At 72.2% G+C, this 26,983-nt stretch carries 23 protein-coding genes; 12 read left to right on the top strand and 11 right to left on the bottom strand.

Translation table 11 applies throughout. The features are described from left to right. Window positions 1–111: 111 nt before the first annotated feature. Window positions 112–2,040, bottom strand: coding sequence for an ABC transporter ATP-binding protein (locus tag ACFXAZ_RS13540; protein WP_384589077.1), 1,929 nt, complete (start codon window positions 2,038–2,040; stop codon window positions 112–114). Window positions 2,041–2,134: 94 nt separating this feature from the next. Between ACFXAZ_RS13540 and ACFXAZ_RS13545 the strand changes: the two genes are divergently transcribed. Continuing rightward, entirely contained in the window at window positions 2,135–2,584 is a 450-nt protein-coding gene (locus ACFXAZ_RS13545; protein WP_384589080.1) for a MarR family winged helix-turn-helix transcriptional regulator, read from the top strand. 143 nt (window positions 2,585–2,727) lie between these two features. Here the strand turns inward: ACFXAZ_RS13545 and ACFXAZ_RS13550 are convergent, their stop codons facing one another. Then, on the bottom strand, window positions 2,728–2,865 hold the full coding sequence (locus tag ACFXAZ_RS13550) for a hypothetical protein (RefSeq protein WP_384589083.1): 138 nt from the start codon (window positions 2,863–2,865) through the stop codon (window positions 2,728–2,730). A 422-nt stretch (window positions 2,866–3,287) separates the two neighbouring features. Between ACFXAZ_RS13550 and ACFXAZ_RS13555 the strand changes: the two genes are divergently transcribed. The 4 genes from ACFXAZ_RS13555 to ACFXAZ_RS13570 all read left to right on the top strand — a co-directional run bounded on the left by ACFXAZ_RS13555 (window position 3,288) and on the right by ACFXAZ_RS13570 (window position 8,548). After that, window positions 3,288–5,276, top strand: a complete 1,989-nt coding sequence (locus tag ACFXAZ_RS13555; protein ID WP_384589086.1) for an ABC transporter transmembrane domain-containing protein — start codon at window positions 3,288–3,290, stop codon at window positions 5,274–5,276. Continuing rightward, the gene (locus ACFXAZ_RS13560) at window positions 5,273–7,054 is read left to right on the top strand and encodes an ABC transporter ATP-binding protein (protein ID WP_384589090.1); all 1,782 of its coding nucleotides are present in this window, start codon (window positions 5,273–5,275) and stop codon (window positions 7,052–7,054) included. Before ACFXAZ_RS13555 ends, ACFXAZ_RS13560 begins: the two co-directional genes overlap by 4 nt. A gap of 584 nt (window positions 7,055–7,638) precedes the next feature. Continuing rightward, window positions 7,639–8,115, top strand: a complete 477-nt coding sequence (locus ACFXAZ_RS13565) for a DUF5709 domain-containing protein (RefSeq protein WP_384589093.1) — start codon at window positions 7,639–7,641, stop codon at window positions 8,113–8,115. Between the two features lie 163 nt (window positions 8,116–8,278). Then, on the top strand, window positions 8,279–8,548 hold the full coding sequence (locus ACFXAZ_RS13570; RefSeq protein WP_384589096.1) for a type B 50S ribosomal protein L31: 270 nt from the start codon (window positions 8,279–8,281) through the stop codon (window positions 8,546–8,548). An 84-nt stretch (window positions 8,549–8,632) separates the two neighbouring features. Here the strand turns inward: ACFXAZ_RS13570 and ACFXAZ_RS13575 are convergent, their stop codons facing one another. Continuing rightward, the gene (locus tag ACFXAZ_RS13575) at window positions 8,633–9,424 is read right to left on the bottom strand and encodes a metal-dependent hydrolase (RefSeq protein ID WP_384589099.1); all 792 of its coding nucleotides are present in this window, start codon (window positions 9,422–9,424) and stop codon (window positions 8,633–8,635) included. 145 nt (window positions 9,425–9,569) lie between these two features. Between ACFXAZ_RS13575 and ACFXAZ_RS13580 the strand changes: the two genes are divergently transcribed. Beyond that, complete coding sequence (locus ACFXAZ_RS13580) at window positions 9,570–12,083, top strand: DEAD/DEAH box helicase (protein ID WP_384589102.1); 2,514 nt, start codon at window positions 9,570–9,572, stop codon at window positions 12,081–12,083. 73 nt (window positions 12,084–12,156) lie between these two features. Beyond that, window positions 12,157–13,023 carry an acyl-CoA thioesterase gene (locus ACFXAZ_RS13585; RefSeq protein WP_384589105.1) on the top strand — a complete coding sequence of 289 codons (867 nt, stop codon included), beginning with the start codon at window positions 12,157–12,159 and terminating at the stop codon, window positions 13,021–13,023. 1 nt (window position 13,024) lies between these two features. Here the strand turns inward: ACFXAZ_RS13585 and ACFXAZ_RS13590 are convergent, their stop codons facing one another. Both ACFXAZ_RS13590 and ACFXAZ_RS13595 read right to left on the bottom strand, forming a co-directional pair. Further along, window positions 13,025–13,957, bottom strand: coding sequence for a DUF6397 family protein (locus ACFXAZ_RS13590; protein ID WP_384589108.1), 933 nt, complete (start codon window positions 13,955–13,957; stop codon window positions 13,025–13,027). Window positions 13,958–14,083: 126 nt separating this feature from the next. Beyond that, window positions 14,084–14,500: a roadblock/LC7 domain-containing protein gene (locus ACFXAZ_RS13595; protein ID WP_384589146.1), complete on the bottom strand. Its 417-nt coding sequence runs from the start codon at window positions 14,498–14,500 to the stop codon at window positions 14,084–14,086. A gap of 114 nt (window positions 14,501–14,614) precedes the next feature. On the opposite strand from ACFXAZ_RS13595, the gene ACFXAZ_RS13600 reads away from it, so the two are divergent. After that, window positions 14,615–15,043 carry a PPOX class F420-dependent oxidoreductase gene (locus ACFXAZ_RS13600; RefSeq protein WP_384589111.1) on the top strand — a complete coding sequence of 143 codons (429 nt, stop codon included), beginning with the start codon at window positions 14,615–14,617 and terminating at the stop codon, window positions 15,041–15,043. A gap of 104 nt (window positions 15,044–15,147) precedes the next feature. Here the strand turns inward: ACFXAZ_RS13600 and ACFXAZ_RS13605 are convergent, their stop codons facing one another. The 5 genes from ACFXAZ_RS13605 to ACFXAZ_RS13625 form a co-directional block, all read right to left on the bottom strand. After that, window positions 15,148–15,753, bottom strand: a complete 606-nt coding sequence (locus ACFXAZ_RS13605) for an ATP/GTP-binding protein (RefSeq protein WP_384589114.1) — start codon at window positions 15,751–15,753, stop codon at window positions 15,148–15,150. 377 nt (window positions 15,754–16,130) lie between these two features. Next, window positions 16,131–16,556 carry a DUF742 domain-containing protein gene (locus tag ACFXAZ_RS13610; protein WP_384589149.1) on the bottom strand — a complete coding sequence of 142 codons (426 nt, stop codon included), beginning with the start codon at window positions 16,554–16,556 and terminating at the stop codon, window positions 16,131–16,133. A 31-nt stretch (window positions 16,557–16,587) separates the two neighbouring features. Further along, window positions 16,588–17,025: a roadblock/LC7 domain-containing protein gene (locus ACFXAZ_RS13615; RefSeq protein ID WP_384589117.1), complete on the bottom strand. Its 438-nt coding sequence runs from the start codon at window positions 17,023–17,025 to the stop codon at window positions 16,588–16,590. Further along, complete coding sequence (locus ACFXAZ_RS13620) at window positions 17,022–19,535, bottom strand: nitrate- and nitrite sensing domain-containing protein (protein WP_384589120.1); 2,514 nt, start codon at window positions 19,533–19,535, stop codon at window positions 17,022–17,024. Before ACFXAZ_RS13620 ends, ACFXAZ_RS13615 begins: the two co-directional genes overlap by 4 nt. A 38-nt stretch (window positions 19,536–19,573) precedes the next feature. After that, complete coding sequence (locus ACFXAZ_RS13625) at window positions 19,574–20,347, bottom strand: MHYT domain-containing protein (RefSeq protein WP_384589123.1); 774 nt, start codon at window positions 20,345–20,347, stop codon at window positions 19,574–19,576. A gap of 152 nt (window positions 20,348–20,499) precedes the next feature. Between ACFXAZ_RS13625 and ACFXAZ_RS13630 the strand changes: the two genes are divergently transcribed. Next, complete coding sequence (locus ACFXAZ_RS13630; protein WP_384589126.1) at window positions 20,500–21,099, top strand: class I SAM-dependent methyltransferase; 600 nt, start codon at window positions 20,500–20,502, stop codon at window positions 21,097–21,099. 181 nt (window positions 21,100–21,280) lie between these two features. Further along, the gene (locus tag ACFXAZ_RS13635) at window positions 21,281–21,577 is read left to right on the top strand and encodes a hypothetical protein (RefSeq protein ID WP_384589129.1); all 297 of its coding nucleotides are present in this window, start codon (window positions 21,281–21,283) and stop codon (window positions 21,575–21,577) included. 555 nt (window positions 21,578–22,132) lie between these two features. Here the strand turns inward: ACFXAZ_RS13635 and ACFXAZ_RS13640 are convergent. Beyond that, window positions 22,133–22,315 (bottom strand): hypothetical protein, encoded by a 183-nt coding sequence (locus ACFXAZ_RS13640; protein WP_382683595.1) that lies wholly within the window; start codon window positions 22,313–22,315, stop codon window positions 22,133–22,135. 329 nt (window positions 22,316–22,644) lie between these two features. On the opposite strand from ACFXAZ_RS13640, the gene ACFXAZ_RS13645 reads away from it, so the two are divergent. Together ACFXAZ_RS13645 and ACFXAZ_RS13650 are read left to right on the top strand one after the other, a co-directional pair. Further along, complete coding sequence (locus tag ACFXAZ_RS13645) at window positions 22,645–25,518, top strand: DEAD/DEAH box helicase (protein ID WP_384589132.1); 2,874 nt, start codon at window positions 22,645–22,647, stop codon at window positions 25,516–25,518. Continuing rightward, complete coding sequence (locus ACFXAZ_RS13650; protein WP_384589135.1) at window positions 25,515–26,792, top strand: SWF or SNF family helicase; 1,278 nt, start codon at window positions 25,515–25,517, stop codon at window positions 26,790–26,792. The genes ACFXAZ_RS13645 and ACFXAZ_RS13650 overlap by 4 nt, the downstream gene beginning before the upstream one ends. Window positions 26,793–26,983 lie beyond the last annotated feature (191 nt).

Genomic DNA, 26,983 nt, shown 5'->3' on the forward strand with positions numbered 1-26,983 from the left:
CTTGTCGGTGGGGTTGTGTTGGGGTGCGTCGGGGTCGTCGGGCGCGGGCCAGTGGTGTGCCGCGCGCACCTCTGTCCCATTTGCCCCATCGGCTCCAATTGATCGTCCCGGTTACCCCATGGGCTCCAGTTGGGCGTCCCGGCGGACCAGGTCCGCGTATCGGCCGTCGCGGGTCAGGAGTTCGTCGTGCGTGCCGCGTTCGACCGCCCGGCCGGCCTCCAGGACCACAATCTGGTCGGCGCCCCGGATGGTGGACAGGCGGTGCGCGATGGTGAGGGTGGTGCGGCCCGCCGACAGCGCGTCGATGGCGTCCTGCACAGCCTGCTCGGTACGGGTGTCCAGCGCGCTGGTGGCCTCGTCGAGCAGCAGTACCGGCGGGTCGCGCAGAATGGTGCGGGCGATGGCCAGCCGCTGCTTCTCACCGCCGGAGAAGCGGTGGCCGCGCTCGCCGACCACGGTGTCGTACCCGTCGGGCAGTGACGCGATGTGGTCGTGGATCTGGGCGGCGCGGGCGGCGGCGTACAGCTCCTCGTCGGTCGCGTCGGGCTTGGCGAAGCGCAGGTTGTCGGCGACGGAGGAGTGGAAGAGATACGTCTCCTGGGAGACGACGCCCACCCCGCGCGCGAGGGTGTCGAAGTCGAGGTCGCGGACGTCGACCCCGTCGAGGGTGACCCGGCCGCCGGTCACGTCGTACAGCCGTGGCACCAGGTGGCCGAGCGTCGACTTGCCCGCGCCGGTCGTACCGACGATCGCGAGGCTGCCGCCCGCGGGGACGGTGAGGTCGATGCCGTCGAGGACGGGGCTGGACTTGTCGTCGTAACGGAACTCGACGTTCTCGAAGCGGACCTCGCCCTTGATGTGGTCGAGGTGGACCGGGCGGTCGCGCTCGGTGATGTCGATGGGCAGGTCGAGGTACTCGAAGATGCGCTGGAAGAGGGCGAGCGACGCCTGGATCTGCACACCGGTGCCGAGCAGACTGACGGCCGGGCGGAACAGGCCCTGCTGAAGGGAGACGAAGGCGACGATCGTGCCGATGGAGACGTCCGGGCCGCCGGTGTTCATGGCGAGGCCCGCGGTCCAGTAGATGACCGCCGGCATGGCGGCCATGACGATGGTGATGACGGCCATGCGCCAGCGGCCCGCCATGCTGGAGCGGACCTCCAGGTCCACCAGGCGCTCGGACTCGTCGGCGAACGAGCCGGTGAGCGAGTCGGAACGGCCCATCGTGCGGCCGAGCAGAATGCCGCTGACCGACAGCGACTCGGTGACCGTGGCGGCCATCGCGGCCATCTGCTTCTGCCGCTGATTGGTGATCTTCCGGCGTTCGTCGCCGACCCGGCGGCTGATCCATACGAAGACGGGCAGCAGCAGGAGCGAGACGATCGTCAGCCGCCAGTCGAGGGCGACCATCGCGACGATCGTGGCGATCACGCTGGTGGCATTGGAGACCAGGGAGGTCGCGGTGGAGGTGACGGTCGCCTGCATGCCGCCGATGTCGTTGGCGATGCGGGACTGCACCTCGCCGGTGCGGGTGCGGGTGAAGAAGGCCAGCGACATGCGCTGGAGGCGGCCGTAGACGGCGGTGCGCAGATCGTGCATGACGCGCTGGCCGACGGTGGTCGAGATCAGGGTCTGGAGGACGCCGAAGATGCTGGTCAGCACGGCACTGAGGATCATGCCGAGGGCGAGCAGCGTGAGCAGACCGGTGCGGCCCTGCGGGATCGCGGTGTCGAGGATCGCCTTCAGCAGGAACGGCGTGGCGACGGAGACGAGGGCGGCGGCGCCGACCAGGAGGCCGACGACCGTGAGCCGGGCGCGGTAGGGACGGAAGAGGGCGAGGATACGGCGGACCTGGTGGGGCTGGGTCTGGTCATCGCCCTCGGGGTGGTTGCGGGTCGGGCGCGGACGCGTCTTCTCGTCACCGGCGAGCCGGTTCCGGGTCGGGCGCGGATACGCCTCGTCGTCGCCCTCGATCGGCTTCCGGGCCAGGTCGTGGCGGCGGCCGGAGCGGATCCGTTCGGGTTCGTGATCGGGGTGCATGGGCTCCTTCGGAGGGGGAGTCGATGATGTCTGGCGGAGCTTAGCTCATTGTTACCTATACTCACAATGAACAGGGTGCTGATATTGTTCCCGCATGACCACCCCCGACCCCGACGGCCTGCTCGCCGAGCAGTTGCTGCGGTTCACCCGCCGGGTGCACCGCATCCAGAAACGCCATCTGGAGCACAGCGACCTGGGCATCACCCCGGCCCAGTCCCGGCTGCTGCGCACACTCGCGCATTTCTCGACGCCGCCCCGCATGGCCGATCTGGCCACGCGCCTGGAGGTGGTGCCGCGGGCCGTGACGAGCCTGGTCGACGGGCTGGAGGCGAGCGGCAAGGTACGACGGGCGCCCGACCCGAACAATCGCCGGGTGATCCGGATCGAACTGACGGACGACGGGCGCAAGGCGCTGCGCGCGCTGCGGGACGCCCGCCGGGCGGCGGCCGAGGAGATCCTGGCCCCGCTGACCACCGATCAGCGCGCCGAGTTCGGGGGGCTGCTGGACACACTGATCGACGGGGGGCCTGCGCGGGGGTGCTGAGGGGACACCTGTGCGGGCGGGCCGACGGGGCATCGGCGGGGGCGCGGCCAGGATTCCCGAGGGCGTCCACGCGGGCGGGCCGACGGGACGCAACGTGACGTAGACGCGGGCGCGCGAAGGGCTCCCCGAGCCCCCGAGGGCGCTCAGCCGCGCTGCCGGTTCTCCGCGAGAACGCCCTGGACCGCCATGACCGTACGGTCGTAGCAGCCGTACGGTCGTAGCCGTCCCGCGGTCGCAACAAACGTACGGTCGTAGCCGTCGCACGGTCGTAGCCGTCGCACGGTCCCAGCAATCGTACGGTCGCGGCAGCCGTACGCTCCCGGCAGCCGGTACGGCCGTAGCAGTCGTCCGATCCGTGCCGCCGATGGCGCTCGCTCGGCGCAGCGATGTCCAATGCCCGATGCCCTGCCGCTGGTCGCGCGGCACGCTCGCGGTGCAGGTGGCGCAGCCGGTGCGGCTGGCACCGAGCCACGCCCCGGAGGCCGTCCGGTCACCCCGGATCCCGGGGACGCCCGCATCCCCACCACGGAAAACCGTTTGCCTTCTCCCACCCCCCGGAGCGAACCTTGCACGGTTTGCTGCCGACGCGCACGGTGGCCGCCCGTAATCGACCACCACGTTCCGTAATCACCATCCACGCATCCGACCCGTTCACATCGTGAGCCAATACCGTCCACCCCTTGATACGAGCCGCTGGGACACCATGCAGATCCAAGACCTTCCGTACCTCGATCCCGGTGTACCGGACGCGCGTTCGGGGCCACGGTTCCTGAGGTGGCTGTTCCGGAATCAGCTGGGCGGGCAGCTCAAGGCGCTGGCCTGGGGGGTGCTGCACTTCACTTCGGTCTCGGCGATGCCGTTCTGCGTCGGGCTGGCGATCGAGGCCGTCGTCGACCGGTCCGGTGAACGGCTGGCCGCCGCCGGCGGGCTGCTGGCGCTGGCCGGGGCGGGTGTGGCGATCGGCGATACCTTCCTGCACCGCACGGCGGTCACCAACTGGATCACCGCCGCCGCCCGGGTCCAGCAACTGCTCGCCCGCAAGGCCGCGCAGCTCGGCTCGGGGCTGACCCGGCGGGTCGCGGCGGGTGAGGTCGTCGCGGTGTCCACCGGTGATGTCGAGAAGATCGGATGGTTCGTGGAGGCCGTGTCGCGGTTCACCGCGGCGCTGCTGACCGTCGTGATCGTCGCCGTCGGACTCGTCGTCTACCAGCCCGCGCTCGGTGTCGTGGTCGCCGTCGGCCTGCCGGTGCTCGCGCTCTCGGTGCTGCCGCTGCTGCCCCGCGCCACCCGCCGCGCCGACGTCCAGCGCGAGAAAGCGGGCCACGCCACGGAACTCGCCTCGGACACGGTGGCCGGGCTGCGCGTACTGCGCGGCATAGGCGGTGAGGAACTCTTCCTCGACCGCTACCGCAGCGCCTCCCAGGAGGTCCGCCACGCGGCCGTGCGCAGCGCCCGGATGTGGGCCCTGATCGCCGCGATCCAGGTACTGCTGCCGGGCCTGCTGCTCATCGGGGTCGTCTGGTACGGCATCGGGCTGGCCCGCGAGGGGACCATCAGCGTCGGCGAGCTCGTCACCGTCTACAGCGCGGTGATGATCCTCAGTTATCCGCTGCGGCACTTCGAGGAGATCGCCATGGCGTACTCCTTCTCCCGTCCGTCGGCGCGGCGGGCCGCGCGCGTGCTGTCGCTGGAGCGGGCGACCGACACCCGCGGATCGCGGGAGGTCGACGTGCCCGCCGGGGATCTGTACGACCCGGACACCGGGCTGCTCGCGCCGACCGGCCGGCTCACCGCGGTGGTGTGCGGCGACCCCGACGCGGCGGGCCTGCTGGCCGAGCGGCTCGGCGGGCATCCGTCGGAGCCGGGGACGTCCGTGCTGCTGGACGGCGTACCGCTGGACGAGTTGCCGCTGGAGTCGGCGCGCACCGCCGTGCTGGTCCAGGACAAGGACCCGGTGCTGCTCTCCGGCACCCTGCGCGAACTGCTCGACGTACCGGGCTCCGGCACGGTCGCGCCCGAGGCGGCACTGGCCGCCGCGCAGTGCGAGGACGTGCTCGCGGCGCTGGTCCAGGGCTCGCTCGGCGTGACCGACCCGCTGGACGCGCATCTGACCGAACGCGGCCGGTCCCTCTCCGGCGGCCAGCGGCAGCGGCTGGCGCTCGCGCGCTCGCTGATCACGGACCCCGAGGTGCTGGTCCTGGACGAGCCGACCTCGGCCGTCGACTCGCACACCGAGGCCCGGATCGCGCGGGGCGTGCGGGAGCTGCGCAAGGGCCGTACGACGGTGGTGTTCACGTCGTCACCCCTGCTGCTGGACCGGGCCGACCGGGTGGTGCTGGTGCACGAGGGCGCGGTCGCCGCCGTGGGCGCGCACCGCGAACTGGTGCGCACCGAGCCGCGGTACCGGGCGGTGGTGACGCGGGAGACAGCCGAGGAAGCCACCGCGGTCACCACGACCGCTGCGGTCACCACGACCACCATGACCCCGGCGCCCGCGGTCACCACGGCCGCCACGGCCACTGCGGTCACCACGGCCGCCGCTGCGGCCCTGGCGGCCACGGCCGCGACCCTGACGGCCGCCCCGCAGCGTGACGGTGGCGACGTGGACACCGCAGGGCGCGGCGTCGCCCGGGAAGCGATCGAAGAGCCCCAAGGGCTGGAACCGCTGGACGAGATCGAGGAGAGCGCATGATCGGCGTGGCGCCACCGGCGTACGACCCGGCCGCCCCGACGACCGCGAGCACCCTGCCGGTCGGGGCCCCGGCCACCGTGCGCGCGTACGTGACGGAACTGTTCCGCCGCCACCGACGGGCCTTCCTGATCCTGATGGGCGTGAACACGGCCGCCGTGGTCGCGTCCATGGTCGGCCCGTATCTGCTGGGCGGCCTGGTGGAGCGGGTCTCCGACGACGCCCGGGAACTCCACCTCCAGCTCACCATCGGGGTGTTCCTCGCCGCGCTGCTCATGCAGGCGGTCTTCGTACGGCAGGTGCGACTGCGCGGGGCGATGCTCGGCGAGCGGATGCTGGCCGATCTGCGCGAGGACTTCCTGGTGCGGTCGGTCGGGCTGCCGCCGGGCGTGCTGGAGCGGGCCGGGACGGGTGATCTGCTGTCCCGGATCACCACCGACATCGACCGGCTCGCCAACGCCATGCGCGAGGCCGTGCCGCAACTGTCCATCGGTGTGGTGTGGGTGGCGCTGCTGCTGGGCGGTCTGGTCATCACGGCGCCGCCGCTGGCCGCCGCCGTCCTGGTGGCGCTGCCGCTGCTGATCGTGGGCTGCCGCTGGTACTTCCGGCGGGCGCCGTCGGCGTACCGCTCGGAGGCCGCCGGGTACGCGGCGGTCGCCGCCGCCCTGGCCGAGAGTGTGGATGCCGGACGCACCATCGAGGCGCACCGCCTCGGGGATCGGCGCACCTCGCTGTCGGACCAGCGGGTCAAGGAGTGGACCGCGTGGGAGCGGTACACCCTGTGGCTGCGGTCGGTGCTCTTCCCGATCATCAATGTCACCCACGTGACCGTCCTCGGGTCGGTGCTCATGGTCGGCGGCGTCTTCGTCCTCCAGGGCTGGATCGACGTCGGTCAGCTGACGACCGGGGCACTGATCGCGCAGATGCTGGTCGACCCCGTGGGGCTGATCCTGCGCTGGTACGACGAGCTCCAGGTCGCCCAGGTGTCGCTGGCGCGGCTCGTCGGCGTCCGCGACATCGAACCCGACGCCGGTGACGCCTCGCTGACGCCCGAGGGCCGCCATGTGCGCGCCGACCACGTGCACTTCGGGTACGTGGAGGGCGTGGACGTCCTGCGCAAGGTGTCCCTGGAGGTCGCGCCCGGCACCCGGATGGCGCTCGTCGGCCCGTCCGGCGCGGGCAAGTCCACGCTGGGGCGGCTGCTCGCCGGGATCTACGGCCCGCGCACCGGCCGGGTGACCCTGGGCGGCGCCGAACTCTCCGGCATGACCGCGGAGCGGGTCCGCTCCCATGTGGCGCTGGTCAACCAGGAGCACCATGTGTTCGTCGGCTCCGTGCGCGACAATCTGCGGCTGGCCCGCGCCGACGCCGGGGACGCGGAGCTGTGGGCGGCGCTCGGCGCGGTCGACGCGGACGGCTGGACGCGTGCCCTCGACAAGGGCCTGGACACGGAGGTCGGCTCCGGCAGCCTGGCCCTCACCCCTGCGCAGGCCCAGCAGATCGCCCTCGCCCGGCTGGTCCTGGCCGACCCGCACACCCTGGTCCTGGACGAGGCGACGTCCCTGCTCGACCCGCGCGCGGCCCGCCACCTCGAACGCTCGCTGGCCCGTGTCCTCGACGGCCGCACCGTCGTCGCCATCGCCCACCGCCTGCACACCGCCCACGACGCGGACGTCATCGCCGTCGTCGAGGACGGCCGCATCAGCGAACTGGGCAGCCACGATGAGCTGGTCGCGGCGGATGGGGCCTATGCGGCGCTGTGGCGGTCCTGGCATGGGTGACGGGGGGTAGGCGGGGCGGGTGGTCACGGTGGGGCGTGCGTTGTGGCGCTGTGTGGGGAGGGTGGGGTACGGGGGTGAGCTGACGCGCTGAGCGGGGGTGCGGCGCGAGCGAGCCGAGGCGCTGCGGGCCGTGGGGCGCGGGCGGGCCGTGGGGCGCGGTCGGGCTGTGGGGCGCGGGCGGGTCGTGGGACGCGGTCGGGCCGTGGGACGCGGTCGGGCCGAGGCGCTGCGGGCGGGCCGAGGCGGTGCGGGCGGGCCGAGGCGGTGCGGGCGGGCCGAGGCGGTGCGGGCGGGCCGAGGCGGTGAACGGGAGGGGCAGTGTGAGCATGAGCTGAGGCGTCGCGCCACGGGGCAGCTCGTCCCCGTACCCCGCATACCCGCACTGCTCCCCAGCTCCGCCCGTGCACGGCTGAACCCAGCCCCCCTCCCAGCTGAACCCACCCCTCCGATGGGCGCACCCTCCCGACCGCTCACCCCTCCGCACAATCTCCGTCACCCTCCGCCCCGTGGCGTTGCGCGGTGCCGAAGGGGGATGGAAGGGTGGATACCGGCATCGGGGCCCTCTCCACCACCTGGAGGTACCTGTGAACAGCGGCGACGGATGGGGAGACGACGTCTACCAGCCCGACGGATCCGAGGTCCAGGACGACGCGGGGCTGCTCGACCCGGAGGACACCCTGGTCGACGACGGTGTCGACGACCCCCTCGACCGTGGCTGGTCCCCTCCGGAGCGTCCGTGGGCGGTGGAGCGCGACGACGTCACCGCCGCCGAACGGCACCAGGGCGAGAGCCTGGACCAGCGGCTGGCCGAGGAACTGCCCGACCTCGCCGGACCCGACCGCGACAGCGACGGCCTCGGCGACGCCGAGGGCACCGACGGCGAACTGTGCGACAACGAGGTCGGTGCCGCCCGCTCCGGCCGGCTCGTCGCCCCCGACGAGGGCGCGCACGAGGACGAGGAGAGCGCCCTGGTCGCCACGGACGTCGGCATCGACGGGGCCGCGGCGTCGGCCGAGGAGGCCGCGATGCATGTCGTCGACGAGGACTCCCTCCCGAGCTGACCCGCCATGACAGGGCCCGCCACGACTGGGCCCGCACCGGCCGAGCCCGCACCCGCCTGACCCGCCGCCCGGATCCCAGGGGACGTCACGAGCGAGGTCACCCAAGCCGTCCGTCGTCCGCACGCCCGCCGGCCACCCCGCCGGCGCTGTCAGAGGAGCCACGATGCAGCAGAACAAGCAGCCCGACTACCACCCCGTCGTCTTCCGTGACCGCGCCGCCGGCTACGCCTTCCTCACCCGGTCCACCGCGACCAGCGACACCACCATCGAATGGGACGACGGCGAGACCTACCCCGTCGTGGACGTCGAGATCTCCTCCGAGAGCCACCCCTTCTACACCGGCAAGGCCCGGACCGTGGACACCGAGGGCCGAGTCGCCCGCTTCGAGAAGCGCTACGGCTCCGGCGGCGGTTCCTCGGCCGACCCGGCGTGAGGAGTCCTGGAGACGTGCCCTCGGCGACACCGCCGGCCCCGGGAGTCCTTCCCGCTCTCCCGGGCGCCCCGGGTGGCGCTCGGCTCAGATGACGTTGAGCGCCGCGGCCCCGCCCACTCCCCCGAGCAGCAGGAACACCGGCATCAGCACCTTCAGCTCCACCCAGCTGCCCGCCCGGAACCGCAGGGCCTTCGGCGGGCCCAGCGGATACCAGCGCCTGCGGCCGATCGGGATCGGCCACAGGATCGGGCAGCCGGAGACGGTCAGCGCGTCCCCGACGCAGTGCACCAGGGAGCCCAGCACGATGGGCAGGCCCAGCCACAGATACTCCTGGCCGGGCTCCGTGAACAGCCAGTCCGCCCCATTGCCCGGCTTGTCCAGCACTCCGGCGAGGATCCAGGCACTGGTCGCCGCGAGCAGCCACACCAGTACGTCGCTGCTGGGGCGGGCCGCCCGCCACAGCAGGCCCTCGATGGCCAGCACCATGTGTATGAAGAGGATGGCCAGCACCGCCCAGCGTCCGCCCGTGATGGCCAGGACCGAGGCTCCGCCGCCGATCAGCAGGGCCCACACCCAGGTGTGGGTGAGTGTGCGGTGACCGCCGGTGCGGCGCGGGTCGCCCTGCTTCCTGGTCGCCTTGTAGACGGCGTAGGACAGCTTGTCGACGATCTCGCACAGCCAGCGCGATATCGGCCCGAAGGCCCGCGAGATGGTCGCGGCCTTGTGGTCGAGGTCCGGGGCGAGCGCGGCACCGGCGCAGATCAGGGCGCCGACGAGGAGGACCGGCCAGGGCATCGTGTGCCCGGCCGCGGCGGAGGCGGCGCCGACGCCGAGCCAGGCCGCGGCTCCCGACAGTGAGTGTGCTGGTCCCATCATCGCCGCTGCCCGCCCCATTCCTCATGTGCCGCTGTCCAGTTGACCGTGTGCGCTGACGCCACGTCGGCGACACAGCGTAGCGTTCGCGATCTTCGGGTCCGCGGCCGATTCCCCGCTCGGCCCGGAGGCCAGGCAAGATGGGGGCGTGACCCTCATCGATCAGCTGCCGCCGACCGCCGACCCCGACGCCCTCTACGACGCCTTCGAGTCGTGGGCCCAGGAGCGCGGTCTCACGCTCTATCCTCATCAGGAGGAGGCGCTGATCGAGGCCGTGTCGGGTGCGAACGTGATCGTCTCGACGCCGACCGGCTCCGGGAAGAGCATGATCGCGGCGGGCGCGCACTTCGCCGCGCTGGCCCGGGACGAGGTCACCTTCTACACCGCCCCGATCAAGGCGCTGGTGTCGGAGAAGTTCTTCGAGCTGTGCAAGATCTTCGGCACCGAGAATGTCGGCATGCTCACGGGCGACGCCTCCGTGAACTCCGACGCCCCGGTGATCTGCTGCACCGCCGAGGTGCTCGCCTCGATCGCTCTGCGTGACGGCAAGGGCGCGGATGTCGGCCAGGTCGTCATGGACGAGTTCCACTTCTACGCGGAGCCGGACCGGGGCTGGGCCTGGCAGATCCCGCTGCTGGAGCTGCCGCAGGCACAGTTCGTGCTGATGTCGGCGACGCTCGGTGATGTCGCGATGTTCGAGAAGGACCTCACCCGGCGCACCGGCCGCCCCACGTCGGTGGTCCGCTCGGGCACCCGCCCGGTCCCGCTCTCCTACGCCTACCGGCGCAGCCCGCTCACCGAGACCCTCACCGAGCTGCTGGAGACCCGGCAGGCCCCGGTCTATATCGTGCACTTCACGCAGGCCCAGGCCGTGGAGCGGGCGCAGGCGCTGATGAGCATCAACATGTGCTCGCGCGAGGAGAAGGAACAGATCGCCGAGCTGATCGGCAACTTCCGTTTCACCACCAAGTTCGGCCGCAATCTGTCCCGGTACGTCCGTCATGGCATCGGGGTGCACCACGCGGGGATGCTGCCCAAGTACCGGCGGCTGGTGGAGAAGCTCGCGCAGGCCGGTCTGCTGAAGGTCATCTGCGGCACGGACACCCTCGGTGTGGGGGTGAATGTCCCCATCCGTACGGTGCTGTTCACCGCGCTGACCAAGTACGACGGGAGCCGGGTGCGGACGCTGCGCGCCCGGGAGTTCCACCAGATCGCCGGGCGGGCGGGGCGCGCGGGCTTCGACACGGCGGGCTTCGTCGTGGCCCAGGCCCCGGAACATGTGGTCGAGAACGAGAAGGCGCTCGCCAAGGCCGGCGACGACCCGAAGAAACGCCGCAAGGTCGTCCGCAAGAAGGCCCCGGAGGGCTTTGTCGCCTGGAGCGAGGACACCTTCGACAAGCTGATCACCTCCGATCCGGAGCCTCTGACCTCCCGTTTCCGGGTCACGCACACCATGCTGCTGTCGGTGATCGCCCGGCCCGGCAACGCCTTCGACGCGATGCGTCACCTCCTGGAGGACAACCACGAGCCGCGCAAGCAGCAGCTGCGGCACATCCGGCGGGCGATCGCCATCTACCGCTCGCTGCTGGACGGCGGCATCGTCGAGAAACTGGACCAGCCGGACGCGGAGGGCCGGATCGTCCGGCTCACCGTCGATCTCCAGCAGGACTTCGCGCTCAACCAGCCGCTGTCCACCTTCGCCCTCGCCGCCTTCGAACTCCTCGATCCCGCGTCGCCCTCCTACGCCCTCGACATGGTCTCGGTCGTGGAGTCCACGCTGGACGATCCGCGCCAGATCCTGGCCGCCCAGCAGAACAAGGCGCGCGGCGAGGCCGTGGCCGCGATGAAGGCGGACGGCGTCGAGTACGAGGAGCGCATGGAGCGCCTCCAGGACGTCACCTACCCCAAGCCGCTGGAGGAGCTGCTCTTCCACGCGTACGACACCTACCGCAGGAGCCACCCCTGGGTCGGGGACCATCCGCTGTCGCCGAAGTCGGTCGTCCGGGACATGTACGAGCGGGCGATGTCCTTCACCGAACTGGTCTCGCACTACGAACTGGCGCGCACCGAGGGGATCGTGCTGCGCTATCTCGCCGGCGCCTACAAGGCGCTCGACCACAACATCCCCGACGATCTGAAGTCGGAGGACCTCCAGGATCTGATCGAGTGGCTGGGCGAGATGGTCCGCCAGGTCGACTCCAGCCTCCTCGACGAGTGGGAGCAGCTCGCCAACCCGGAGGAGATGACCGCGGAGGAGGCCCGGGAGAAGGCCGACGAGGTCAAGCCGGTCACCACCAACGCACGTGCCTTCCGGGTGCTGGTCCGCAACGCGCTGTTCCGCCGGGTCGAACTCGCCGCTCTCGACCAGGTCGGCGAACTCGGCGAGATGGACACCGAGTCCGGCTGGGACGCGGACGCGTGGGGCGAGGCGATGGACAAGTACTGGGACGAGTACGAGGATCTGGGCACCGGTCCCGACGCCCGGGGTCCGAAGCTGCTCGTCATCCAGGAGGAGCCGCAGAACAGTCTGTGGCGGGTCCGGCAGATCTTCGACGACCCGAACGGCGACCACGACTGGGGCATCAGCGCCGAGATCGACCTGACGGCGTCCGACGCCGAGGGCCGGGCGGTGCTGCGGATCACCGACGTCGGACAGCTGTGACCTGCCCGGAAGAACAGCTTTCCTGAGGACACCCCGAAAGACGACAGCCCACAGCACTCCCCAGAGGACCGACATGACGAACCCCGCCGACCGGCTTGTCGACCTGCTCGACCTGGAGCAGATCGAGGTCAACATCTTCCGGGGCCGCAGCCCCCAGGAGTCGCTCCAGCGGGTCTTCGGCGGGCAGGTGGCCGGCCAGGCGCTGGTCGCGGCCGGCCGCACCACGGAGGGCGACCGCCCGGTGCACTCGCTGCACGCGTACTTCCTGCGCCCGGGCCGCCCGGGGGTGCCGATCGTGTACCAGGTCGAACGGGTGCGGGACGGCAGGTCCTTCACCACCCGCCGGGTCACCGCCATACAGCAGGGCCGCACGATCTTCAATCTCACCGCCTCCTTCCACAAGCCCGAACAAGGTCCCTTCGAGCACCAGCTGCCGCCCGCGAGAAAGGTCCCGGACCCGGAGTCGCTGCCGACGGTCTCGGACGAGATCCGGGCGCATCTGGGCACGCTCCCCGAGCAGCTGGAACTCATGGCGCGCCGCCAGCCCTTCGACATCCGCTACGTGGACCGGCTGGGCTGGACGCCCGAGGAGATCAAGGACGCCGAGCCGCGCAGCGCCGTGTGGATGCGGGCGGTCGGCCCGCTGGGCGACGACCCGCTGGTGCACACCTGCGCGCTGACCTACGCCAGTGACATGACCCTCCTCGACGCGGTCCGCATCCCGATCGAACCCCTGTGGGGTCCGCGGAACTTCGACATGGCCTCGCTGGATCACGCCATGTGGTTCCACCGGCCGTTCCGCGCGGACGAGTGGTTTCTGTACGACCAGGAGTCACCGATCGCGACCGGTGGACGGGGCCTGGCCCGCGGCCGGATCTACGACCTCCAGGGACGTCTGCTGGTGTCCGTCGTCCAGGAAGGGCTGTTCCGGGTGCGGTAGCTCATGGGCTGCGGCGCCGGAGCCAGCCGAGGAGACCTCGCGATGGCCCGTGGCCGGCCGCCGGGTGGTCGGGCCGTGGCCGGCCGGTCCTCGGCTGGTCGGCCGCTGTCGGCCCGGGTGCGGGTGTCGCGGTCGGTGGCGTGGGCCTCGGCGCCGGACGTGGCGCGGGGCGCAGGTCGCGGGCCTCGGCCAGCGCTTGGGCCAGATCGGTCCGGAGCCAGTCGATCTCGTCGAGGTCACTGGCGGTCATGAGGTCGGACGCGAGGTCCGCCGTCGGTGATCCCGGGGGGCCGTAGGTGGGCGGCACGGGCCTGAAGCGGTTGAGGTGGGCCCGCTCGTAGGGGTCCCTGATGAGGTCCGGGACGAGCGTCTGGTCCAGGATCGACGCGATGGCCGCGGCCTGCGCCCATGGGTCGTCGGATTGGCGCAGCAGGAGGCCGAGGTGGCGTCCCCGCCAGTTGCGCGGGCGCAGGTCCAGTCCGCCGTCGAGCTGGCTGCGCATTCCCTCGGAGAAGCGGCCCTTGAGGTGGGCTGCGTTGCGCTCGTCGGCTGCGAACTGGCGCAGTTCGTCGGCGAGATAGAGCCAGACGAGGGCGCGGTAGCGGTTGAAGTAGAAGGAGACGGGGACCAGCAGGCCCAGCTTGGCGAGGCGGCTGAGCCGGGACGCGGGCACGTCCATGATCTTCCCGCCCTCGGGGGCGGCGACCGCCCGGATGCCCTCCCGCAGCAGCTGCGGGAATCCGTCCTCCGCGCGCAGCCGCTCGATCTCGGCGCGGGTGACACGGCGGCCCCCGCCGGCCGGATCGGGTACGGAGCGGACGCGGCCGAGCCGGACGCCCAGTTCGAGTTCGATACGTTTCAGGCCCAGTTCCCGGGCGGCGCGGCTGATGGTCCACAACGCGCTGTCCGGTCGGGCGATGGTGTTGCCTGACATGGTCGGTCTCCCCCGTGGAGTCGTTCGCTCACGCTGTGTGCGTTCGCGGTGACACCACGGTAGCCGTCGCGTCCGATCTCGTGGCGGGCCTGTGGATAACTTCATCGGAGTGGGAGAAACCGCAGGTCAGCTGTCTGTGACGGGATTCCGCTCGGGTTGCCGGGTGTCCACGCCGAGGTGTTCGCCGACCCGGTTGACGAGCAGGGTCATCTCGTAGGCGATGCGGCCGATGTCGGCTTGCGCGCCGCTGAGGACGCACAGGCAGCTGCCGTGGCCGGCGGCGGTGACGAACAGCACCGCGTCCTCGAACTCGACCATGGTCTGCCGTACCCCGCCGGCGCCGAAGTGCCGCCCTGACCCTTTGGCCAGGCTGTGGAGTCCGGAGGCGACGGCGGCGAGGTGTTCGGCGTCCTCGCGTCGCAGTCCGGTGCTGGCCCCGGTGACCAGTCCGTCGTTGGACAGGACGAGTGCGTGCCGCACGTGGTCGACGCGCTCGGTCAGATCGTCGAGCAGCCAGCCGAGTCCCTTGCCGGTCCGCGCCATGGTCCCGCCCTCTCGTGGTGACTTCGCCTCCTGCTGCCGGATCTCCACGGCACCGGGGAAATCCCCCGCCAGCCTTCCCCACCGGACGGCCCGTGGGCAAGGAGGATGGCGGGCATGGCACAGAAGATGACCGACGACGAATGGCGGGCGTTCGTCTCGCACGGCACCCGTACCGGAAAGCTCGCGACCGTGCGCGCCGACGGAAGTCCGCATGTGGCGCCCATCTGGTTCGTGCTGGACGGGGACGAGTTGGTGTTCAACACCGGGAAGGAGAGCGTCAAGGGGCGCAATCTGCTGCGGGACGGCCGGATCTCGCTGTGTGTGGACGACGACCGGCCGCCGTTCGACTTCGTGATCGTGCGGGGTCATGCCCGGATCTCCGAGGATCTGGACGAGCTGCGGCGCTGGTCGGCCCGGATCGGGGCCCGGTACATGGGTGAGGAGCGTGCCGCGGAGTTCGGCGAGCGCAACGGTGTCCCGGGCGAGCTGCTGGTCCGCGTGTCGATCGAGAAGGTGCTCGCGGAGAAGGAGATCGCGGGCTGATCCGGTTCCGGGGACGCGCCCCCGGGTGGGGCGCGGCGGCAGCCGGCCGGCCGGTTCTGGTCGGACGGCTGCCGCTTCGCCCCACCGGGCGTGCCCCGTGCCGGTCAGCTCACCGAGTCCAGCAGCCGGGCGGTGTGCATTCGTCCGGCGTACTCGACCAGCCGGATCAGTACCTCCTTGCCCGAGTCGCGGTCGCGGGCGTCGCACAGGACGACGGGGGTGCCGCTGTCCAGATCGAGCGCCCGGCAGACGTCCTGTGTGCCGTACGAGCGGGCGCCCGCGAAGCAGTTGACGGCGACCACGAACGGAATGTGGCGGTGCTCGAAGTAGTCCACCGCCGGGAAGCAGTCCTGGAGGCGCCGGGTGTCGGCGAGGACGACGGCGCCGAGGGCGCCCTGGGCCAGTTCGTCCCACAGGAACCAGAACCGGTCCTGGCCCGGTGTGCCGAACAGGTAGAGGGACAGGCCGGAGCGGATCGTGATCCGGCCGAAGTCCATGGCGACGGTGGTCGTGACCTTCCTGTCCACGCCACCGGTGTCGTCCACCAGCTGGCCGGCCTCGCTGAGCAGTTCCTCGGTGCGCAGGGGCCTGATCTCACTGACCGCGCCCACCAGGGTGGTCTTGCCCACGCCGAATCCACCGGCGACCAGGATTTTCAACGCCATGGCGGCCGTGTCGCCGTGGGTGACGTCGGATGTCTCGGAGACCATCGATCACTTCTCTCGGGGGTGCGGGCAATGAGGGCTGCGTCGAAGGGAGTGCCGCGCTCCGGCGAGATTCCGGTGCGGCTCGGACGTGCGTGCGGTTCGAGGGTACGTAGGGTTCGGGTGCGTACGGTTCGAACGTGGGCGAATCGGGTGGGTGTTCGTCGGTATGTGCGGCTCGGGGATGTGCGGCTCGGGTGTGTGTGCGAAGGCAGCATCATGGCAACGGCGCTGTTCCGGCGGGGGTTGGGACCGCTAATTGCCCGATGTGACCGACTCATGCCCAAGTGCTGCCCGCTTGGGTGCACAAGTCGGCTCCGGATGAGGGTTCCGCCGGTCACGGATGATCCCTGGTGTCATCCACGGCGCCCACGATCCCGCGTCTACAGTGCGCGCAATCCCGCGATCACCTCACGCAGAATCCGTTCGTCGGGCAGTTGCGCGGGCGGTACGGGGCGGGTGACGGTGACGCGTCCCAGTTCCAGGAGGTCGCCGAGCAGCACCCGGACGACGCCCACCAGGAGGTCCGCGCCCGCGGCCAGTTCGGCCAGGGACTGGGTCTCCACCCGGCACAGGTCGAGGAGCATCCGGTGCTCCGGCCCGAGCGCCGCCTCGTCGTCCAGCGCCGGGGCGGCGGGATCGAGTGTGACCAGGGTGATCAGGTCGAACTGCACACCGTTCGGGCCGGACTGGGTGCGTCCGCCGGTCATGGCGTACGGGCGTACCAGGGGCCCCGCCTCGCCGTCGTACCACTGGCTGCCCTGCTCGCGCGGGGCGCCGGTCATGGCGCCGGTCGTCGCATCGGTCATGTCGTCGGTCATCGGGAGTGGTCTTCCGGCCTCATCCTGCGGCGGGCGGGCGGGCGCCGACACGCGGTGCGGTGTACAAGTGCTCGCCGACCCGCCGTACGAGGCGCGCCATCTCGTAGGCGACCAGGCCGATGTCGGCGGTCACTGCGGTGATCAGGGCGAGACAGGAGCCCTCCCCGGCGGCGGCCACGAACAGGAAGCCGTCGTCCATCTCCACCATGGTCTGCCGCACGCCGCCCGCGCCGAAGTGCCGTCCGGCGCCCTTCGCGAGGCTGTGGAAGCCTGAGGCGACGGCGGCGAGGTGTTCGGCGTCCTCACGCCGGAGGCCGCTCGACGCGCCGACGGCGAGCCCGTCGTTGGAGAGCACGACGGCGTGCCGTACCTCGCTCACGCGCATCACCAGGTCGTCCAGCAGCCAGTCGAGTTCGCCGGACGGCTGGGCGGTCCGGGTTCCTGGGTCCTGGATCATGCGGGGTCTCCTTCGGTGCTGTGGCTGCCGGGGAAGGGATCGGAGGCGACGCGGTGGCCGGGTCGTCGCCCGCCGCCGCGCGCCCAGCCGTCGCGATAGGCGGCCATGCGGTCCCGTACGAGTTCGGGGGTGCGTTTCTCGTCGGCGGCCGGGCCGGGCTGCTCAGGGGGCTGTTCGGTGTGTTCGCGGAGTTGCGGGGCGAGGTTGGCCTGGCGGACCCGGCGGGGCAGGTCCTCGCTCCCGGTCTCCGGGGGTTCTTCCTGGGGGCGGTGCAGGCGCAGGGCGGTGACGCCGGGGGGTGGCGTGGGGTCGGGTGCCATCGGTGGCACGAGGGCGGGTCGTCCGGGCGGTGCGCTCACGGCTTCCTGGGGTCCGGGACCGGCGGGCACGCGCGCGTAGGCGTGTTCCGACTGCTGCGGCTCGGGCGCGACCCCGGTGGCGGAACGTTCCTCCACCGGGGCGGCCTGGGTGTGGAGCAGGGCGGTCGGCAGCAGCACGACGGCGGTGGTGCCGCCATAGGGCGAGGTTTTCAGATGGACCTTGACGCTGTGGCGTGCCGCGAGCCTGCTGACCACGAAGAGGCCGAGCCGGTCGCTGTCGAACAGGTCGAGCGTCTCTGACTCGGCGATCCGCCGGTTCGCGTCGGCGAGGGTCTCCGCGCCCATGCCCAGGCCGCGGTCCTCGATCTCCAGGGCGTAGCCGTTGCCGACGGGCTCGCCGCTCACGCGCACGCGCGTGTGCGGGGGCGAGAACTGGGCGGCGTTCTCGACGAGTTCGGCGAGGAGATGGGTGAGGTCGGCGACGGCGGCGCCGGCGACGGACGCCTCGGGGAGCCGGCGTACCTCCACGCGCGCGTAGTCCTCGATCTCGGAGACGGCGGCGCGCACGACGCTGGTCAGGGAGACCGGCATCCGCCAGGCCCGGCCTGGCGCGGCGCCGGAGAGGATGATCAGGCTCTCGGCGTGGCGGCGCATGCGCGTGGTGAGGTGGTCGAGGCGGAAGAGGTCGCTCAGTTCGCTGGGGTCGTCGGAACGGCGCTCCATGCTGTCCAGCAGGCTCAGCTGGCGGTGCACCAGGACCTGGCTGCGGCGGGCGAGGTTGACGAAGACTCCGGAGATGCCGCTGGCCAGCTCGGCGCGTTCCACGGCGGCCCGCAGCGCGGCCCGGTGCACGGTGGTGAGGGCCTCGGCGACCTGCCCGGTCTCGTCCTCGGCCGGCGGCCCGGGAGGGGCCTCCGCGCGGATGTCGATCTCGTCGCCCTTGCGCAGTCGGCGCATCGCCTCGGGCAGTTTGCGGCGGGCGATCTCCAGGGCGCTGTTGCGCAGGGTGACCAGTTCGACGACGAGGGCGCGGCCGATGCGTACGGAGATGACGAGCGAGGCGGCGACGGCGGCGAGGCCCAGCAGCACCGCGGCGCCCGCGGGCGTGAGCAGGCCCCGGGTGAACGGGTCGGCCTGCTCGGCGACGCCCCGCGCGGCGTCCCGTTCGATGGTCCGCATGCCGCCCTGCACGCGCGCGTGGGCGTCGTTCCAGTCGTCCTCCGGCGCCGCGGCGACCGCGCGTTCGCCAGGGGCGCTCGTGAGGATCTCCTCCTCCAGGGCGGCAAGGACGGCGTAGTCGGCGCCGTCGGCGAGCCGCTGCCAGGCCGCGCGTTCGGGGCCGCGCAGATCGGCGACGGCGGACTCGGTGAAGGCACGGCGGGTCTCGGCGGCCCCGGTGAACAGGCGCAGCCGCTCGCCGGACAGCCCATCGGCGAGGCGCGCGCTGGACAGCAGGACGTTCTCCTGGGCCAGGGCCTCGCCCGCGCGGGAGAATTCGAGCAGAACGCGCGCGTCGGAGCCGAGTTCGGAGTCCTGGATGCCGGTGAGGGCACCGTCGACCGCGAAGGCCGCCGAGACGCTCTGCGTGTATGTCTCGTAGGTCTGCGCCCATCCGGTGCGCCCGTCGAGAACCGTCGTCCGCAGGGCGGACAGTTGTTCGGCGCCGCTGACGAAGGTCTCCAGGCGCTGGGACACGCCCGGGGGCATTTCCCGCGCGTCGGCGACAGTGCTGTGATCCCCGAGCCGCAGGGCGGCGACCGCGCGGTCGGTGCTCCCGGCCAGCCTCTTGAGTTCGTCCGCGTTGTCCTCGGTGGGGTCGGTGGCGTGGCGGACGGCGGCGGAGCGCTCGGCCTGGAGCGCGGCGACGGCCGCCGCCACGGGCGTGCGGACCTCGGCGTCCACACGCTGCAACTGGCGCAGCCGGGCGACGTCCTGGGCGGTGGTGACGGTGGCGTACGCCCACAGCGCGAGGAGGGAGACGACGGGCACCATCAGCAGGCAGATGATCTTGGCGCGGACGGTACGCGGACGCATCCGGCGGCGTCCCGCGCGCGGGGGTGCGGTGTCCACGGCCAGGAACTCGTCCGGCGTCTCGTCGGCCGGCGGTCCGGCGTGGGCGCGGCGCCCGCGCACCGGGGGCGTACGCGATGGTGCGCCGTCGGCCGTCGGGGTCCTACGGGGTGTACGCATGGCCTCCTCGCTCGTCAGGGTTCTTGGGGGGCGGGCCGTCAGCGGGTGGCGCTCATGACCGGCCGCTGGGCGGAGGCGGACGCCTCGCGCTCGCCCGTGGTGGGCGACAGCGCCACGAAGGCCGCGGTCAGGAAGAGATAGGACCCGAGGCCGACGGCGAGGGGGAAGATGAACTGCATCGCCGTGGCCCCGGGCAGCATGGCGTCGGAGGGCGCTACCCGCACATCGACCGCGAGCATGCCGGTGTAGTGCATGCTGCTGACCGCCGCGCCCATCACGAGCGAGGCGACCGTGACCGCGACGGGCGAGGTGATGTTCAGCGCCGCCCACAGGGCCGCCGTCGCCGCGACCACCGCGATCACGACGGAGAGCGCGACCAGCGCCGGGTCGTAGCGCACCTCCCCGTGCAGCCGGACCGCGGCCATGCCGAGATAGTGCATGCTCGCGACGCCGAGCCCGGTGGTCAGCCCGCCGGCCAGCAGCGCGCGGCCCCGGTCCCGGCCGTAGCCGACGGCGAAGACGCCAGCGCAGACGACGACCATGGCGACGATCAGGCTGAGGATGGTCAGCGGTACGTCGTAGCGGATGTCGGTGCCGCTGACGCCGAAGCCGAGCATCGCCACGAAGTGCATGGTCCAGATGCCGGTGCCGATCGCCGAGGCCGCGGTGATCAGCCAGTTGCGCCGGGAGCGGCCGGTGGTGGCGAGCGCGCGAACGGTGCAGCGCAGCCCGAGGGCGGCGCCTATGCAGGCCATCGCGTACGACAGCGCGGGGGTCAGCCAACCGAAGGTGGCGTGGTCCAGGTGTCCCATGACCAAGGGACGCTAGTCCGGACAGGGGCGTACAAAGGGAGCACCTTTCGAAAACTGATGGAATATGACATAGCCATGTACCCATTCGATCAAATTACGCTCGAACATGTGCACAGAGACGTCATCCCTGTCGCTGAGAGATCATTACGGGCATGAGCGACGACCGTACGCATGTGCAGGAGTTCTTCACCGGCCGCGCCGCCGACTGGGACAGCAGATTTCCCGACGACGGCCCCGCCTACGCCGCCGCGGTCGCCGCGCTCGGCCTGCGCGCGGGGGACCGCGTTCTGGACGCCGGCTGCGGCACCGGCCGCGCCCTGCCGCCGCTGCGGGCCGCCGTGGGAGCCTCCGGGGTAGTTCTGGGGGCCGATCTGACCCCGGCGATGCTGGAGGCCGCCGTGCGGGCCGGACGGGACCGTGACGGCCAGTTGCTGCTCACCGATGTCTCCGCGCTGCCGCTGCGCCCTGATTGCCTCGACGCGGTCTTCGCGGCCGGGCTCATCGCCCATCTGCCCCATCCGGCGGAGAATCTGCGGGAGTTGCGGCGCGTGGTGCGCCCGGGCGGCCGGCTCGCGCTCTTCCACCCGATCGGCCGCGCGGCCCTGGCCGCCCGCCACGGGCGGCAGATCACCCCCGACGACCTGCGCGCGGAGCCCAACCTCCGTCGACTGCTGGCCGCTTCGGGCTGGCGGATGACGTCGTACGTCGACGAGGACACCCGATTCCTCGCGCTTGCCGTACGGGACGGCTGACCCGCCCCGCCTCCGCTGCGTCACTCAGGCCCCGACCGCCCCCCGAGCGGCCCGCCGACGCCCCCGGCGTGGTGCGGCCAGTGTTTTCAACGCGCAGTCCCTCTGTTGCCGACCAGGCTGCAACCCTACGTTGAACAGCGGTGGATGAAGGTTCGCCGAACACGGTTATGAGGGTGGTCGTATGTGGGGCAAGGTCAGCACGTCCTGGAACAGGGTCGCCGCATCGTTTCGCACCGAGCGGAGCACGGGACGGGACACTCGCGCGCACAATCTCTTCGAGGCCGCCGCCGCGTACGTCTCGGCCTGCGCCGAGGACGATCAGGACCGCATCGACGAGGCAGCGGGCTGGGTGTCGCCTGAGGCGCTGTCGTTCGGGGTGAACGAACTGGCCTGCCGCGCGGTGATAGCACTGGCGCGCGAGCGCGACGAATCGCCGCGGACCGTGGCCCGCGAGCTGTTGGGGCTCCCCGCCACGTGAGTCCCCGGGCGCGTGCCTCCGAGGATCGGGGCGGCCGACCCGCCTGGTCTGGCAGGACTCTCCCTGGTCCGCGCGCCCGGTGAGCCGCCGCTGGACGAGGAACCCGGTGAGGTACTGCCGACCGCGCGGGGTCCGGTGCTGCCCCGTCTGTCGGAGGCCATGGACGAGCTGACCCGTACGTCCGAGCTGACCTGGGCGGCCGGGCACGGCGCGCTGCCCGGCCCGGGTCGTCCCGGGACGTCACCGGGCTCCCCGGAGGCGCCCGCTCCGCCGACGCTCCCAGCCCGACGCCATGCCCCTTTCACGCCCGCGTCGGAGCGAGGTCCGCAGGCACGCACCTCCGGTCCCTTTCCGGCATCACGTCGCTCCACGCCGGGTCAAGGTGACGCCCTGAGCCGGAGCCCCTACGCCCGCCCTCCGGAGTCGTACCGCGCCGCCCGGGAACGCGCGCTCGCGCGCCCTCGGACGGTGGTGCGGCCGAACTCTGCCGAACCCTGCCCTGCCGGACCACTGCCCCGTCGGGACTGCCCCGCCGCACCCTTCCCCAGCCCTGCCTCAGCGGCCCAGCTCCTTGCGGGTGACTCGACGGAGCCGACGGCGCTGCGCCGGGTCGAGGGTGAGGTACGCGGCGGCCGGAACCCCGAGCACGATCAACAGCGCCGCCCACCAGGGCAGCCAGATCAGCAGGATGAGGCCGACCGCCACACCCCCTGCGGCGATCTTGGCGTTCTTCGACATGGTGTCGCCTCCTTCGCGGCCCTTGCCGCTCTCTGTTCTCAAAAACGGGTCCGCGCTCCCCGCAGTTCCGGATCGCTACCCTGAGACGTCCCTGAGTCGTGTCCCTTAGTCATCCCTGACAGCCTCCCTTGACTGCCGCCTCTCGTGACCGTCCTGTCGTCGGCGGTCCTCCCGATCATCCTCCCGGCCGTCTTCCCGCCGCGAGTCTCACGGAGACGGACGTCATCGCCCGCCATGCAGGGAAGCCCCTTTCGATCCTGTACCCTCGGCGACTCGGATTCCACGTAGTCAAATTTGAGGAGTATGGCAGTCCTGTGCACAGCCCTCCTGTGACCACCTCGTCCGAGACCGACGAACTGATCCACTGCCGCACCCTGTTTCTCCCCGGTGATCCCGCCCGCACGGGCACCGTGGCCTTCTGGCGTCCCGACGGCTCCGTTCCCCCTTCGGTCATGGCGGGAACGGCCCGGGACCTGACCGTCGTGGTCCCCACGGCCGACGGTGTGGCGGCGACCGACGTGCCCGCCGTCCTGTTGCCGGTGCGGGCCGCGCTGCCCGTGCTCACGCGCGCGCGGGTCGCTCCGGCCGCGCACCGGTCGGCCGCGTTCTGGGGCGCGGCCACCATGCTGGCGTTGCACCAGACCGCTCGCGGGCTGCTGCTGCCCGGCCTGTCCGCCGGCGACCTGGATGCCTGGCGGGCCGGGCCGCTGCGCGCGGAGGACATCGAGCGGCTCCGTGTCCTGGCCGCGGCCATGCCGCCCGAGGCCCACGCCGTACCGCTGCCCGGCGCCACCGCGCCTCTCCGGCTGCCCGATCCGGAGCGGCTGCTGCGCGGCTTCCTGGACGCCGTCGCCGACTCGCTGCCGCGCACGCCCGCTGCGGCCCTCGTCACGGGCGGTCCTGCCTACGCGGTGCCGCAGCCGCAGCATCTGCCGGACCAGCGCGCGTGGGCCGACGATGTCGCCGCCGGTCATGACGCGGGCGTGCGGATCTCCCTGCGGATCGAGGTCGAGGGCCTCACGGGCCCGGCGCAGCACGGCGGGGAGGGCTGCGCCGAGGACGGGGGTGCGAACCCACGGTTCCGCGCGGTGCCGCAGGTGCACAGCGTCAGCGATCCCGCACTGATCGCGGACGCAGCCGAGGTGTGGGCGGGCGGCGACACGGCGGACGGGTTCGGGGCACGCGCGCGTATGGACGTACTGATCGCCCTGCGCCGCGCGGCGCGCGCCTGGGCCGCGCTCGCACCGCTGCTGTCGGCCGCCGCGCCGGACGCCGTCGAACTGGCCGACGACGAGGTGGGCGAACTGCTCGGCGCAGGTGCGCGGTCCCTGGCCGCCGCCGGGGTCGAGGTGCACTGGCCCCAGGAACTGGCCCGGGAGCTGACCACCCGCGCGGTGGTCGGCCCGCCGGACGACGAGGAACCCGCCAAGACGGCGTCCGGCACGCCGTCACCGCTGTCCGCCGACGCGCTGCTCGCCTTCAACTGGCGGTTCGCCCTGGGCGACGAGCAGCTCACGCGTGAGGAACTCGACCGGCTCGCGGAGGCCGGGCGGCCTGTCGTGCGGTTGCGCGACCGGTGGGTGCTGGTGGATCCGGAGGCGGTACGCCGTGCCCGCGCCCGGCAGGACGGCAAGGTCTCCCCCGTGGACGCCCTGAGCGCCGTTCTGGCGGGCTCGACGGAGGTGGACGGCCGCCGGGTCGAGGTGCGTCCCACGGGATGGCTGGCGACGCTGCAAGAGGGGCTGAACGACCCCGAGGGACAGGAGCCGGTCGAACAGCCGGCCGCGCTCACGGCCACGCTGCGGGACTACCAGCGGCGAGGGCTGAGCTGGCTGGCCCGGATGACCTCGCTGGGCCTGGGCTGCTGTCTGGCCGACGACATGGGTCTGGGCAAGACGATCACCCTGATCGCCCTCCATCTGCACCGGCAGGGCGATCCATCGGCCGCGGGCCCCACGCTGGTGGTCTGTCCCACGTCCCTGATGAGCAATTGGCAGCGCGAGATCGAGAGGTTCGCGCCCGGTACGCCCGTACGCCGCTTCCATGGTCCCCGGCGCGACCTGGAGGCCCTGGCCGACGGGGAGTTCGTGCTGACGACGTACGGCACGATGCGGCTGGACGCGGGGCGGCTGGCGGAGGTGCCCTGGGGGCTGGTGGTCATCGACGAGGCGCAGCATGTGAAGAACCCGTACTCGGCGACCGCGCGGGAGCTGCGTTCCATTGGGGCACGCGCGCGTGTGGCGCTCACCGGAACGCCGGTGGAGAACAATCTGTCGGAGCTGTGGGCGATCCTGGACTGGACGACGCCGGGTCTGCTGGGCCGGCTCGGCACCTTCCGCACCCGCTACGCGCAGGCCGTCGAGGGCGGCCGGGATCCGGCCGCCGCCGAGCGGCTGGCCCGGCTGGTGCGCCCGTTCCTGCTGCGCCGCCGCAAGGGCGATCCGGGGATCGCGCCCGAGCTGCCGCCGAAGACCGAGACCGACCGCGCGGTGTCGCTGACCCAGGAACAGGCGGGCCTGTACGAGGCCGTGGTGCGCGAGACGCTGGCGCGGATCGCCGCCGCCGACCACATGGCGCGGCGCGGGCTGATCGTGAAGCTGCTGACGGGCCTGAAGCAGATCTGCAACCACCCGGCGCAGTACCTCAAGGAGGACCGTCCCGTCATCGCCGGGCGGTCGGGGAAGCTGGAGCTGCTCGACGAGTTGCTCGACACGATCCTGGCCGAGGGGGCGAGCGTGCTGGTCTTCACGCAGTACGTCCGGATGGCGCGGATCGTCGAGGAGCATCTCGCGGCGCGCGGTGTGCCGTCGCAGTTCCTGCACGGCGGGACGTCGGTGGCCGAGCGGGAGGCGCTGGTGCAGCGGTTCCAGGACGGTGAAGTGCCGGTGTTCCTGCTGTCGTTGAAGGCAGCGGGCACGGGGCTGAACCTCACCCGCGCGGAGCATGTCGTGCACTACGACCGGTGGTGGAACCCCGCGGTCGAGGCACAGGCCACCGACCGCGCGTACCGCATCGGGCAGACCCGGCCCGTCCAGGTGCACCGGCTGATCGCCGAGGGGACGATCGAGGACCGTATCGCGGACCTGCTGGAGCGCAAGAAGGAGCTGGCCGAGTCGGTCCTCGGGGCCGGCGAGGCGGCGTTCACGGAGCTGACGGACGCGCAGTTGGCGGAACTGGTGGAGCTGCGAGGAGGTGCGCGATGAACGAGTTCGACCAGGGCGCCAAGGACACCGAGCGCACCTTCGCGGCGCTGCCGCCCGCGCGCGGGCGCGCTTTCGCACAGACATGGTGGGGTCATGTGTGGCTCAAGGCGCTGGAGGGCGGCGCGCTGGACAACCAGCAGGTGAAGGCGGGCCGCCGGCTCGCCCGCGCGGGAGCGGTGGGCGCGGTGTCGGTGCGTCCCGGCCGGATCACGGCCGTCGTCCAGGACCTCGACGGCACGCGCCACCGCGCGGACGTGCTGCTGGAGCGGCTGTCCGCCGAACAGTGGGACCGACTCCTGGACATGGCCGTCGAGCGGGCCGGGCACATGGCGGCGCTGCTCGACCGTGACATGCCGCCCGATCTGGTGGAGGACGCGGCCACCGCCGGCATCGATCTGCTGCCGGGGCTCGGCGAGCTGGAGCCCGAGTGCGACTGCGGCGCGTGGGACCACTGCGGGCACACGGCGGCGCTGTGCTACCAGGTGGCGCGGCTGCTGGACGAGGACCCCTTCGTCCTGCTGCTGATGCGGGGGCGCGCCGAACGCACGCTGCTGGAGGAGCTTCAGGAGCGCAGCGCGGCGCCCGTCCTGGCGTCCGCGGAGCCGGAGGGGGTGGACGCCGCCGAGGCGTACGCGGCCGGGGACATCCTGCCGCCGCTGCCCGCCCCGCCCACGCTGCCCGACACGCCCGGCGTGTCCCCGTCGCTGGACACCGAGGCGCCGCCTCCGGCCGGCGTGGATCCGGCGGCCCTGGAGTTCCTCGCCGCGCGGACGGCCGCCGAGGCCCACCGGCTGCTGGCCGAGGCGCTGAGGGCCGAGCCCGGCCGGGCCGACGGCGGCACGGGACCGACGGTCGCCCAGGACGCGGTACGACTCGCCGTGGGCGCCGAGGGGGACGTACGGGACCGACTGACCGCCGGGTCGGGGCGGAGCGCGGAGGAGCTGGCGGTGGCCGTGCGGGCGTGGCGGTACGGCGGTGCGCCCGCGCTGTCGGTCTGCGAGGAGGAGTGGGCGGTGGAGGGGGAAACGGCGGCACGCGCGCGTGCGGCCGTCGAGTCGGCCTGGGACGAGGACGAGCGGCCCGTTCTGCGCGCCTCGGCCAACCGGTGGACGGTCGTCGGTGAACCGGCTCAGGTGCGGCTCGGACGGGACGGCCGCTGGTGGCCGTACCGCGCGGAGGACGATCGGTGGGTACCGGCCGGTCCGGCGGCCGGGGACCCGGCGACGGCCCTGGCGGCGGCCCGTCCTGCTCCGGAGGAGGAGAGCGGCTCCTGAGGCGGCGCGCAGGTCCGGGCGGCGTTTCATAAAGCGGCACACATGGGCCCAGACCGGCTCCTTCTCCGTGGCGTTCACAGGTAGGGGGGGGGGGGGGGGAGGTTGCCGCCCCCGCCGGGCTACAGGCCCCGAGACGCCCTAGGAGCCCCAAAGAGTGAAATATTTAGGGGGTGGTGAGCATATAAGGACTG

Origin of the sequence: Streptomyces sp. NPDC059477, from assembly GCF_042749375.1 — a bacterium.
Taxonomy (GTDB): Bacteria; Actinomycetota; Actinomycetes; order Streptomycetales; family Streptomycetaceae; genus Streptomyces.